At 36.7% G+C, this 12,797-nt stretch carries 9 protein-coding genes; all 9 read left to right on the forward strand.

Annotated features, from left to right (window positions below; all coding sequences use genetic code 11):
• Positions 1-317 precede the first annotated feature (317 nt).
• A complete protein-coding gene (gene dnaA, locus LWE_RS00005) occupies positions 318-1,673 on the forward strand; it encodes a chromosomal replication initiator protein DnaA (protein WP_003759425.1) in 1,356 nt (451 codons plus the stop codon).
• Positions 1,674-1,866: 193 nt separating this feature from the next.
• Positions 1,867-3,012 (forward strand): DNA polymerase III subunit beta, encoded by a 1,146-nt coding sequence (gene dnaN, locus LWE_RS00010; RefSeq protein ID WP_011700882.1) that lies wholly within the window; start codon positions 1,867-1,869, stop codon positions 3,010-3,012.
• Between the two features lie 107 nt (positions 3,013-3,119).
• Positions 3,120-4,463 (forward strand): MATE family efflux transporter, encoded by a 1,344-nt coding sequence (locus LWE_RS00015; protein ID WP_011700883.1) that lies wholly within the window; start codon positions 3,120-3,122, stop codon positions 4,461-4,463.
• Between the two features lie 179 nt (positions 4,464-4,642).
• Positions 4,643-4,861, forward strand: a complete 219-nt coding sequence (gene yaaA / locus LWE_RS00020) for a S4 domain-containing protein YaaA (protein WP_010990152.1) — start codon at positions 4,643-4,645, stop codon at positions 4,859-4,861.
• A gap of 6 nt (positions 4,862-4,867) precedes the next feature.
• On the forward strand, positions 4,868-5,980 hold the full coding sequence (gene recF / locus LWE_RS00025; RefSeq protein ID WP_011700885.1) for a DNA replication/repair protein RecF: 1,113 nt from the start codon (positions 4,868-4,870) through the stop codon (positions 5,978-5,980).
• 48 nt (positions 5,981-6,028) lie between these two features.
• Positions 6,029-7,969: a DNA topoisomerase (ATP-hydrolyzing) subunit B gene (gyrB, locus tag LWE_RS00030; protein WP_011700886.1), complete on the forward strand. Its 1,941-nt coding sequence runs from the start codon at positions 6,029-6,031 to the stop codon at positions 7,967-7,969.
• Between the two features lie 94 nt (positions 7,970-8,063).
• Positions 8,064-10,592 carry a DNA gyrase subunit A gene (gyrA, locus tag LWE_RS00035; RefSeq protein WP_011700887.1) on the forward strand — a complete coding sequence of 843 codons (2,529 nt, stop codon included), beginning with the start codon at positions 8,064-8,066 and terminating at the stop codon, positions 10,590-10,592.
• A gap of 135 nt (positions 10,593-10,727) precedes the next feature.
• The gene (gene cls, locus LWE_RS00040; protein WP_011700888.1) at positions 10,728-12,242 is read left to right on the forward strand and encodes a cardiolipin synthase; all 1,515 of its coding nucleotides are present in this window, start codon (positions 10,728-10,730) and stop codon (positions 12,240-12,242) included.
• Positions 12,243-12,257: 15 nt separating this feature from the next.
• A complete protein-coding gene (gene speG / locus LWE_RS00045; protein WP_003728720.1) occupies positions 12,258-12,776 on the forward strand; it encodes a spermidine N1-acetyltransferase in 519 nt (172 codons plus the stop codon).
• The last annotated feature ends 21 nt before the right edge of the window (positions 12,777-12,797 follow it).

The following is a 12,797-nucleotide window of genomic DNA, read 5'->3' on the forward strand; positions in this document are numbered from 1 at the left end:
TAATTAATTCTAACAATTTCGTTACAGTTTTCTTTACACACAAGTTATACACAAGTTAACTGGCTGTGGACAACCGTTTTTCACATCTGGACAGTTTTGTGGATAGATTTTGTAAGTCCTTGCTATCAGAGTGATTTTCTGATATTATAATTCCTGTCGAATAGAAATATAGCTGGGGAAAAATAAAGTTATCCACAATCCGTTTTCACTTTGTGGATAATTTTTTAACAGTGTTTGGATAACCTTATCCATGGCTTTTTCTATCTGTGGATAACTTATAGCATCCATTTACATTACTTAAAAAAGGGGGGTTACTAGTGCAATCAATTGAAGACATCTGGCAGGAAACTCTGCAAATCGTTAAAAAAAATATGAGTAAACCTAGTTACGATACATGGATGAAATCAACAACCGCTCATTCATTAGAAGGTAATACGTTTATTATTTCAGCGCCCAATAATTTTGTTCGCGATTGGTTAGAGAAGAGTTACACGCAATTTATCGCTAACATTTTGCAAGAAATAACTGGTCGCTTATTTGATGTCCGCTTTATTGATGGCGAGCAGGAAGAAAACTTTGAATATACGGTGATTAAACCAAATCCAGCGTTAGATGAAGATGGTATTGAAATTGGCAAACATATGCTTAATCCGCGTTATGTTTTCGATACATTTGTCATTGGTTCAGGGAACAGATTCGCCCACGCAGCATCACTTGCAGTAGCCGAAGCTCCAGCAAAAGCATATAATCCGCTCTTCATTTACGGCGGAGTTGGGCTTGGTAAAACACATTTAATGCATGCAGTTGGCCACTATGTTCAGCAACATAAAGATAATGCCAAAGTAATGTACCTTTCCAGCGAAAAATTCACTAATGAGTTTATTAGCTCCATTCGAGATAATAAAACCGAAGAATTCCGTACAAAATACCGGAATGTCGATGTCTTACTTATTGATGATATCCAATTTTTAGCCGGTAAAGAAGGAACACAAGAGGAATTTTTCCATACATTTAATACACTTTATGATGAACAAAAACAAATTATTATTTCTAGTGACCGACCACCAAAAGAAATTCCTACACTGGAAGATCGGCTTAGATCCCGCTTTGAATGGGGCTTAATTACTGATATTACGCCACCAGACTTAGAAACACGGATTGCTATTTTACGTAAAAAAGCAAAAGCAGACGGATTAGATATTCCAAATGAAGTCATGCTTTATATTGCAAACCAAATTGATTCGAATATTCGCGAGTTAGAAGGCGCACTCATTCGGGTAGTTGCTTATTCTTCACTTGTTAATAAAGATATAACAGCTGGTCTTGCGGCAGAAGCACTAAAAGATATTATCCCCTCTTCTAAATCACAAGTTATTACAATTAGTGGTATTCAAGAAACAGTGGGCGAATATTTCCACGTTCGTTTGGAAGATTTTAAAGCAAAAAAACGGACGAAAAGTATTGCATTTCCTCGCCAAATCGCTATGTATCTTTCAAGAGAACTTACAGATGCTTCATTACCTAAAATCGGTGATGAATTTGGTGGACGAGATCATACCACCGTCATCCATGCACATGAAAAAATATCGCAACTACTAAAAACCGATCAAGTGTTGAAAAATGACCTTGCTGAAATTGAAAAAAATTTAAGAAAATCACAAAATATGTTTTAATAGACCTGTGTACAATGTGGATAACTGAAACATACTTACCCACAAGTTATCAACATGTGGAAAACTTTATGACGTATAGCTTAGAACCTACTTATCCACAAATCCACAGCGCCTATTACTATTACTACGATTTTTTATTAATTAATTAAAGGTTTTTGAGGTTTTACAAAATATAAAAAAATGGGGGATACTCATGAAATTTGTTATTGAGCGTGATCGTCTTGTCCAAGCAGTCAATGAAGTTACTCGTGCCATCTCTGCAAGAACAACGATTCCAATTTTAACGGGAATAAAAATAGTCGTAAATGATGAAGGTGTAACACTAACTGGTAGTGATTCAGATATTTCCATCGAAGCATTTATACCATTAATTGAAAATGATGAAGTAATTGTAGAAGTGGAAAGTTTTGGAGGTATTGTTCTTCAATCCAAGTACTTCGGCGATATCGTTCGTCGTTTACCTGAAGAAAATGTAGAAATTGAAGTAACAACAAATTATCAAACTAATATTAGTTCTGGCCAAGCATCCTTTACGCTAAATGGTTTAGATCCAATGGAATATCCTAAATTACCAGAAGTTACAGATGGTAAAAATATTAAAATTCCAATTAATGTCCTTAAAAATATCATTAGACAAACTGTTTTTGCTGTTTCTGCAATTGAAGTTCGCCCAGTTCTTACTGGTGTTAACTGGATTATTAAAGAAAATAAACTGAGTGCAGTTGCAACAGATAGTCATCGTCTAGCTTTACGTGAAATTCCACTGGAAACAGACATTGATGAAGAATATAACATTGTTATTCCAGGAAAAAGCTTAGCTGAACTAAACAAAATTTTAGATGATGCAAGTGAATCTATTGAAATGACACTCGCAAATAACCAAATACTATTTAAATTAAAAGATTTATTATTCTATTCTCGTTTACTAGAAGGTAGTTATCCTGATACGTCGCGTTTAATTCCAACCGACACTAAATCAGAACTAGTTATTAATTCAAGAGCATTTTTACAAGCGATTGATCGTGCTTCCCTACTTGCTCGTGAAAATCGTAATAACGTTATCAAATTAATGACACTTGAAAATGGACAAGTTGAAGTATCCTCTAACTCTCCTGAAGTTGGGAATGTTTCAGAAAACGTCTTTAGTCAAAGTTTTACTGGTGAAGAAATTAAAATCTCCTTCAACGGTAAATACATGATGGATGCATTGCGTGCATTTGAAGGTGATGATATTCAAATCTCCTTCTCAGGTACAATGAGACCATTCGTGCTTCGACCAAAAGATGCTACGAATCCAAATGAAATTTTACAATTAATCACGCCGGTTAGAACTTACTAATCTTGCAAAAAAGCACATCCGTCTTGGTTTCAAGGCGGATTCTTTTTTTGTTATAGTACAGTTTTTTAGAAAAAATGTATATTTATGCAAACGGGGGTAATTTTAACATGATGAAAGATATGACAACAGGTAATCCAACAAAATTAATCTTTTTATTTGCGATGCCGATGTTAATTGGAAACTTGTTTCAGCAGTTTTATACGATGATTGATGCGGTTATTGTTGGAAAATTTGTAAGTGTAGACGCGCTTGCAGCTGTTGGTGCGACAAATTCAGTCAATTTTTTTATGATTTCTTTGATTATTGGACTTATGAGCGGTATTTCTGTCGTAGTAGCTCAGTATTTTGGTTTTAAAGATTATGATCGTTTAAAAGATGTTATCGCTACAGCAACCTATGCGGTGGTTTTTTCGGCGATTATTTTGACAGTTGCAGGAGTGTTACTTGCGAAGCCCTTACTTATTTTACTTAGAACACCAGCTAATATTTTAGATGATTCAACTATTTTTTTGACTACTCTTTTTATTGGAATTTTACCAATGAGTTTGTATAACGGGATGGCAGCGATTTTGCGGGCCCTTGGAAATTCCATCACTCCACTGATTTTTTTGATTTTATCTTCGTTACTTAATATTGCGCTTGATTTTTTATTTGTCGTTTATATGGGTATGGGCGTTCGTGGAGCTGCGATTGCAACAGTTTTATCACAAGCTGGGGCAGCAATAGCCGTTATTTATTATGCTTATCGGCATGTACCTTTTATGAAAATAGAGCGTTCCAGATTTAAGTTATCTACCCCTTTACTTAAGGAAATGGTGCGAATTGGACTTCCTTCAGGGTTACAAGGATCATTTATTTCTATCGGAAATATGGCGCTTCAAAGTTTAATTAATGGTTTTGGTTCGTCCGTTGTTGCGGCGTATACTGCAGCTAGTCGAATTGATTCACTTACATATCAACCTGGAATTGCCTTTGGAGCTGCATCTTCCATGTTTGCTGGTCAAAATATTGGTGCAGGAAAATTGGACCGCGTTCGCGAAGGTTTTTGGTCAGGAATTAAAGTAGTTACTGTTATCAGTATTGGAATTACGATTTTAGTTCAACTTTTTGCGCGTCAATTTTTATTATTATTTGTAGACTCTAGTGAGACGGAAGTTATTAATATTGGCGTGAGTTATTTACTTATTGTGTCGTTATTTTATGTTGTAGTTGGTATTTTGTTTGTCGTGCGGGAAACATTACGTGGTACGGGAGATGCGATGGTTCCTTTAGCAATGGGCATTTTCGAATTGGTTTCACGGCTTGTAATTGGATTTGTTTTATCTCTTTACATTGGTTATGTTGGACTGTGGTGGGCGACACCTGTTGCATGGATTACTGCGACGATGCTAGGAGTTTGGCGATATAAATCTGGAACTTGGCAAAAAAAAGCAGTTATCAGGCGAAAATAACAGTTTTAACAAAAAAACGCCACAGAAGCTCATATTTTATTTTTTTTAATAAATAATATCCCCCCATTAGTTTTGCTTAAAAAAGCTGAAAAACGAATATATGAAAATATTCTTTGTATTATTGGCAAAACTTTAGTAAAATAGAAGGTAGTGATAAAAAAAGATTGGGCGTGAAATTTTTGGCTGAAACAGTAAAGATAAATAGTGAGTTCGTAACGCTTGGTCAACTTTTACAAATGATTGATGTAGTTTCGACTGGCGGAATGGCAAAAGCGTACCTTAGTGAAAATACGATTTACATCAACGGAGAGCAAGATAATCGCCGGGGGAAAAAGCTTCGTAATGGCGATGTAATCTTAGTTCCTGGCGTTGGAAAAGTAAAAATTGAGCAAGGGTAATAGCAGATGCATTTAGAAAGCATTGTTTTAAGAAATTTCCGCAATTATGAAAACTTAGAACTAGAATTTTCCCCGTCTGTGAATGTTTTTCTTGGAGAAAATGCACAAGGTAAAACTAATCTTTTGGAAGCTGTACTTATGCTTGCTCTTGCAAAATCACATCGGACAACCAATGATAAAGATTTTATTATGTGGGAAAAAGAAGAAGCCAAAATGGAAGGGCGAGTAGTAAAGCGCGGGCAAACAGTCCCTTTAGAGCTTGCTATCACCCAAAAAGGCAAGCGAGCTAAGGTTAACCATCTGGAACAAAAGAAACTGAGCCAATATGTTGGTAACTTAAATGTGGTTATTTTTGCACCAGAAGATTTATCGCTTGTTAAAGGTGCTCCAGGAATTAGACGCCGATTTTTGAATATGGAAATTGGACAAATGCAGCCGATTTATTTGCATAATTTAAGTGAATATCAGCGGATTTTACAACAACGGAACCAATACTTGAAGATGCTACAAATGAAACGTAAAGTAGATCCGATGTTGCTCGATATTTTGACAGAGCAATTCGCAGATGTCGCTATTAATTTGACGAAAAGGCGCGCTGATTTTATTCAAAAATTAGAAGCATATGCAGCGCCAATTCATCACCAAATTTCTCGAGGATTAGAAACACTTAAAATCGAGTATAAAGCTTCCGTTACACTGAATGGGGACGATCCCGACACGTGGAAAGCGGATTTACTTCAAAAAATGGAATCAATCAAACAAAGAGAAATCGACCGTGGTGTCACACTTGTTGGGCCACATCGGGATGATTCTCTGTTTTATATTAATGGGCAAAATGTGCAAGATTTTGGTTCACAAGGTCAACAGCGGACAACGGCACTTTCTGTAAAATTAGCAGAAATTGACCTAATCCATGAAGAAACTGGAGAATATCCAGTTCTACTTCTTGATGATGTACTTAGTGAACTAGATGATTACCGTCAATCGCATTTGCTTGGAGCTATTGAAGGAAAAGTACAAACCTTTGTAACGACAACAAGCACGAGCGGGATTGATCATGACACGCTCAAACAAGCAACGACATTTTATGTAGAAAAAGGTACAGTAAAAAAATCCTAATCTAGGTTAATATAATTTGATGAAAAAGAAAGTGCGGTGGAATAATTAATGTCAGAAGAAAATATTACAAATGTACATGAAAGTGCTTCAGATTATAACGAAGATCAAATACAAGTACTAGAAGGCCTAGAAGCTGTAAGAAAAAGACCTGGTATGTACATTGGTTCAACTAGTCAACGTGGACTTCATCACCTTGTATGGGAAATCGTTGATAACGCAATTGATGAAGCTCTTGCTGGTTTTTGTACAGAAATTGAAATTACAATTGAAGCTGATAATAGCATAACTGTTCGCGATAACGGACGTGGAATTCCAACTGGGATTAACGAAAAAATCGGTCGTCCAACAGTAGAAGTTATTTTTACTGTTCTACATGCTGGTGGTAAATTTGGCGGCGGCGGATATAAAGTATCAGGTGGACTTCATGGAGTTGGTGCATCAGTAGTTAATGCTCTTTCAACATCTCTTGAAGTATATGTTCACCGTGAAGGACAAAAGTATTACCAACGTTTTGAACGTGGTGATGTAGTGATGGATATGGAAGTACAAGGGGAAACAGATTATCGTGGAACCATCGTTCATTTTACGCCAGATCCACAAATTTTCACTGAAACAACAGAATTTGATTTTGATACGCTTCGTACTCGTACGCGCGAACTTGCTTTCTTGAATCGTGGCTTAACAATTTCTATTGAAGACAAACGCGAAGAACACAAAGTTCGTAAAGATTTCCACTATGAAGGCGGAATTCGTTCTTACGTGGAGCATTTAAATAAAGCCAAAGATGTTATCCATGAGCCACCAATTTATTTGGAAGGTGAACGCGATGATATTATGGTCGAGATTTCCATGCAGTACAACACTGGATTTTCAAGCAATATCATTTCATTTGCGAATAATATTCATACGTATGAAGGCGGGACTCACGAATCTGGTTTTAAAACAGCTTTAACACGTGTTATTAATGACTATGCGCGTCGTAATAAAGTGTTTAAAGATAGTGATGACAACCTTTCTGGTGAAGATGTTCGTGAAGGTTTAACCGCAATTATTTCTATCAAACATCCGGATCCGCAGTTTGAAGGACAAACAAAAACAAAACTTGGAAATTCAGAAGCTCGTTCTATCACGGATAAGCTGTTTTCTGAGGCTTTAAATAAATTTATGATGGAAAACCCAGATGTTGCTAAAAAAATCGTTGAGAAAGGCGTGGTGGCTTCTCGTGCACGTCTGGCTGCTAAGCGCGCGCGTGAAGTTGCTCGTAAAAGCAGTGGTCTAGAAATTTCTAGTTTACCAGGTAAGCTAGCAGACTGTTCTTCACGTAACCCTGAAATCAGCGAACTTTACATCGTTGAGGGTGACTCAGCTGGTGGTTCAGCTAAACAAGGTCGGGACCGTTTATTCCAAGCGATTTTACCGATTCGTGGGAAAATTTTGAACGTGGAAAAAGCACGGTTGGATCGTATTTTAGCTAACGAAGAAATCCGAACTATTTTTACAGCTATGGGTACTGGTTTTGGTGGAGATTTCGACGTTTCTAAATCTCGTTACCACAAACTTATTATCATGACTGATGCCGACGTAGATGGTGCACATATTCGTACGCTACTTCTTACGCTATTTTATCGTTATATGCGTCCTCTGCTTGATGCAGGTTATATTTATATTGCGCAACCACCGCTTTATCAAATTAAGCACGGTAAGCAAATTGAGTACGTATATAGTGATGGACAATTAGAAGATTATCTAGCAAGCCTTGATAAAGACACTAAATACAGCATTCAACGATATAAAGGTCTTGGAGAAATGAATCCAGAACAACTATGGGATACAACAATGAATCCAGAACACCGTACACTACTTCAAGTGAATATCAAAGACGCTATTGATGCTGATGAAACTTTTGAAATGTTGATGGGTGACCGTGTGGAACCTCGTCGTAAATTCATTGAAGAAAACGCACAATACGTTAAAAACTTGGATGTTTAATAAATATTTCCCGGGTAATAATTGGGTCATTAATTGTTTTTAAAAGGTTTGAACTAGATTCAGCCTTACTTTTGAAAGGGAGGTTTCTCTAACAATGGCAGAAACACCAAATCAACGAATAACAGAGATAAACTTAAATAAAGAAATGCGGACTTCATTTTTAGACTATGCGATGAGTGTAATTGTTGCCCGTGCTCTACCAGATGTTCGTGACGGATTAAAACCAGTTCATCGTCGTATTTTATATGCAATGAATGACCTCGGTATGACTTCTGATAAAGCGTATAAGAAATCAGCACGTATTGTTGGGGAAGTTATTGGTAAATACCACCCTCACGGCGATACAGCGGTTTATTTTACAATGGTTCGGATGGCGCAAGATTTTAGTTACCGTAACATGCTAGTAGATGGACATGGTAACTTTGGTTCAGTGGATGGGGATATGGCGGCTGCGATGCGTTATACAGAAGCACGTATGTCAAAAATTTCAATGGAACTACTTCGCGATATTAACAAAGATACAATTGATTATGCTGATAACTATGATGGTTCTGAGCGTGAGCCAGTTATTTTACCAGCGCGGTTCCCTAACTTGCTTGTCAATGGTTCATCAGGGATTGCAGTTGGTATGGCTACGAATATACCAACTCATCATCTTGGTGAAGTAATTGATGGTGTATTGGCGCTTAGTCATGATCCAGAGATTAGTATTCGTGATTTAATGGAGTACATTCCAGGACCCGACTTCCCTACTGCTGGTATGATTATGGGACGTAGCGGAATTCGACGCGCTTATGAAAGTGGTCGTGGTTCAATTACTGTTCGTGGACGTGTGGATATTGAAGAAAAGAAAAATGGTAAAGAAACAATCGTTATTACCGAAATTCCTTATCAAGTAAATAAAGCACGCCTAGTAGAACGAATTGCCGAACTAGCACGTGAGAAAAAAATTGACGGAATTACTTCCCTAAATGATGAGTCTGACCGTTCAGGAATGCGCATTGTTATTGAAGTTCGTCGTGATATTAGTGCAAGTGTAATTGTGAATAATCTATTCAAAATGACAGCACTTCAAACCACTTTTGGAATAAATATGCTCGCATTAGTCGACAATCATCCAAAAGTACTTAATTTAAAAGAAATTCTTTATTATTATTTAGAACATCAAAAAGTAGTTATTCGTCGCCGTACAGAATTTGAGCTTCGTAAAGCAGAAGCACGTGCTCATATTTTAGAAGGTTTACGAATTGCGCTAGATAACATTGACGCGATTATTAAATTAATTCGTGGATCAAAAACTTCTGATGTAGCCAAAGAAGGCTTAATGACTCAATTCAACCTTTCTGATAAACAAGCGCAAGCTATTTTAGACATGCGTTTGCAACGTTTAACAGGTTTAGAACGCGAAAAAATTGAAGAAGAATACCAAAACTTAGTGGCATTAATTAATGATTTAAAAGCTATTTTAGCAGATGATGAACGTATTCTTGAAATTATTCGTGAAGAATTAGAAGAAATCAAAGTTAAATATGCGGATAAACGTCGTACAGAAATCTTGGCTGGTGATTTAGTAAGCCTTGAAGATGAAGACCTAATTCCAGAAGAAGAAGTAGCGATTACGTTAACTAAACGTGGTTACATTAAACGTTTACCATTATCAACTTATCGTAGTCAACGTCGTGGTGGTCGTGGTATTCAAGGAATGTCTACTCATGAAGATGACTTCGTAGAACACCTAGTTGCAACTAGCACACATGATACGTTACTATTCTTCACTAACACTGGTAAAGTTTACCGTTCTAAAGGATATGAAGTACCTGAATACGGTCGTACAGCGAAAGGTATTCCAATCATCAACTTACTTGGAATCGAAAGCCAAGAACAAGTGAATGCTGTGATAAACCTATCCGAATTCACAGATGATAGCTACCTATTCTTCACAACGAAACATGGTGTCGTGAAACGTACAACCCTTTCTCAATTTGCAAAAATTCGTCAAAGTGGTCTTCGTGCTGTAGAACTCCGTGAAAACGATGAACTAATTTCTGTTCAAATGACAGATGGAAGCAAAAACATGATTATCGCAACGAAACATGGACAATCTATCTATTTCCCAGAAGCTAATATTCGTGTAATGGGTCGTACAGCTGCCGGAGTTCGTGGTATTAGACTTCGTGAAGGCGATGAAGTTATCGGTATGGAAGTACTAGAAGATAACGAAAAAGTACTCATTGTAACTGAAAAAGGTTACGGGAAACAAACACCAGCTGCCCAGTATCCGCTTCGTAATCGTGGTGGTATGGGAGTCAAAACCGTTACAATTACCGAGAAAAATGGTAACTTAGTAGCAATGAAAACTGTTACTGGCGAAGAAGACTTAATGTTAATGACTGTGAGTGGTGTCTTGATTCGTTTTGAAATTGATACAGTATCACAAACAGGCCGTAGCGCAATGGGTGTTAAATTAATCCGTCTAGATGAAAATGAAAAAGTAGCTACTGTTGCAAAAGTTCCAAAAGAAGAAGATGAAGTGGAGCTTGAGGAAGAAATTGACGAAACTTTAATCACGCAAGTTCCTGATGAAAGTTTTGAAGATGCTCCTGGAAGCGATATCGAAGAATAAACTAAAGCTGGAAAACTTTCTAATTTACGAATTAGAATGATTTTCCAGCTTTTTCTTAGTATAAAAAAGCGCTTTTTGAATATAATTTATGTATAATATCCTTAATAGGTCTAAAAAAGGGAAGAGTTGAAAAAAATGCGCAAACTGATTCAATTTCTGTTTATAGCAGTAGTTTTATTATTAGTGGAATTCGTTTTAATTAATTATGCAACGTTACTTTTCTTACTAACAAGTATAATTATTCAATTATGCGGGATTATTATTGCAATTCGTTTACTCCTGTTTGATCAACGGAATACGAGCTCAAAAGTCGCCTGGATGGCAGTTATTTTCATTTTACCTGTACTTGGGACGATTAGTTACTTTGTATTTGGTAGAAATCCAGCAACTAGAAAATTCAGCACGGCTCAAGTAATGGAAAAAGCGAAATTAATTAATGCGATTCATGCAATTCCAAACAACACCAATGAAAAATTACCAAGACTTTCTAAACGAATTGCTCATTTAACTTCTATAGAGCCAATTAAAGGAAATAAAATCGAAATACTAACAAACGGTGAGGAAACTTTTCCTGTACTCCTAGACGCGCTTAGAAAAGCGGAAAACCACATCCATATTCAATACTATATTTTCAAAACTGATGCGATTTCCACAGAGATTCGTGATATTTTGGTGGAAAAAGCGAAATCTGGTGTGGAAGTAAGGTTTATGTTCGATGGGCTTGGTTCAAGTAAACTGAGTAAATCATTTTTAGCGCCTCTAAAAGAAGCAGGAGTTAGTATTCATGCGTTTGATCCAATAACTTCACCATGGATTGTAAGAACTGCCAACTTAAGAAATCATCGCAAAATTGTTGTGATTGATGGGCAAATTGGCTTTACAGGCGGGTTGAACATTGGAGAAGAATATCGTTCTAATACACCGGATTTTCGAGTTTGGCGAGATACACATATTAAAATCACTGGACAAGCTGTAATTGAACTTCAAGAATCTTTTCTAAATGATTGGATTTACATGGAAAATCAAGCTGGAGCTGCGGATAAATTTATTAGTGACTCTGGATTAAAGCAATATTTTTCCCCAGTTGATATGGGCGAAGAATGGGCGCAAGTAATATATGGCGGACCTTATGATAAAGAAAAATGGGTTCGGGATTCAATGCTTGATTTGATTGATTCCGCCAAAGAATCAGTTTGGATTGTATCACCCTACTTTGTTCCTGATGAGGAGTCACTTGCGGTTATTCGCCGGGTTGCAATGAGTGGCGTGGATGTACGGGTAATTATTCCAGGAAAAGGCGATCGCGGGATTTCATTCCATGGAAGTAATGCTTATGTGAAAACAATGATTGAAGCAGGTGCGCAAATGTATGCTTATGCCGATGACTCTTTTGTTCATGCAAAGGCAATGTTAGTGGATGGAACACGTGCAGCTATTGGAACAGCTAATTTTGACGTACGTAGTTTTAGGTTGAATCATGAATTAATGGTATTCTTATATGATGAAAGCGAGGCTATGCATCATTTAAAACGTGATTTTAAGAAAGATTTTGAAGATAGTCGACTATTTACGATGAAAGATATGGAAAACAAACCATTACTTACGCGCGTAAAAGAAGTTCTTTCTAGTTTACTATCGCCAATTTTATAATTTAGGAGTGGAAAAATGAGTGGAGATTTAAAACTTAGACCGCTTGAGCGAGAAGATTTGAAATTTGTTCACCGGTTAAATAATGATGCGAAAATAATGTCTTATTGGTTTGAAGAGCCATATGAGGCGTTCGTCGAGCTTCAGGAGCTATATGATAAACACATTCACGACCAATCAGAACGCCGTTTTATTTTAGAATTAGATGGACAAATGGTTGGATTAGTCGAGTTAATGGAAATTGATTATATTCACCGAAGAGCGGAATTTCAAATTATTATTGATCCTAAGTTTCAGGGACATGGTTATGCTGTTTCTGCCACAAAACTCGCGATGAAATATGCTTTTCACGTGTTAAATTTGCATAAACTATATTTAGTAGTTGATAAAGTAAATGAAAAGGCAATTCATGTCTATGAAAAAGTAGGATTTATTCGTGAAGGCGAGTTAATTGATGAATTCTTTGTTGATGGAACATATCATGATGCAATTCGAATGTGTATTTTCCAACATCAATATCGAGAAATGGATATTTAAATGGTGATTGGCGCAGGAAAA

It is taken from the genome of Listeria welshimeri serovar 6b str. SLCC5334 (assembly GCF_000060285.1).
Classification (GTDB): Bacteria; Bacillota; Bacilli; order Lactobacillales; family Listeriaceae; genus Listeria; species Listeria welshimeri.

Coding starts and splice junctions, on each gene's coding strand:
- gyrB (WP_011700886.1), top strand. CDS start 6,029: ATGTCAGAAGAAAATATTACAAATGTACATGAAAGTGCTTCAGATTAT.
- gyrA (WP_011700887.1), top strand. CDS start 8,064: ATGGCAGAAACACCAAATCAACGAATAACAGAGATAAACTTAAATAAA.
- dnaN (WP_011700882.1), top strand. CDS start 1,867: ATGAAATTTGTTATTGAGCGTGATCGTCTTGTCCAAGCAGTCAATGAA.
- cls (WP_011700888.1), top strand. CDS start 10,728: ATGCGCAAACTGATTCAATTTCTGTTTATAGCAGTAGTTTTATTATTA.
- recF (WP_011700885.1), top strand. CDS start 4,868: ATGCATTTAGAAAGCATTGTTTTAAGAAATTTCCGCAATTATGAAAAC.
- speG (WP_003728720.1), top strand. CDS start 12,258: ATGAGTGGAGATTTAAAACTTAGACCGCTTGAGCGAGAAGATTTGAAA.
- LWE_RS00015 (WP_011700883.1), top strand. CDS start 3,120: ATGATGAAAGATATGACAACAGGTAATCCAACAAAATTAATCTTTTTA.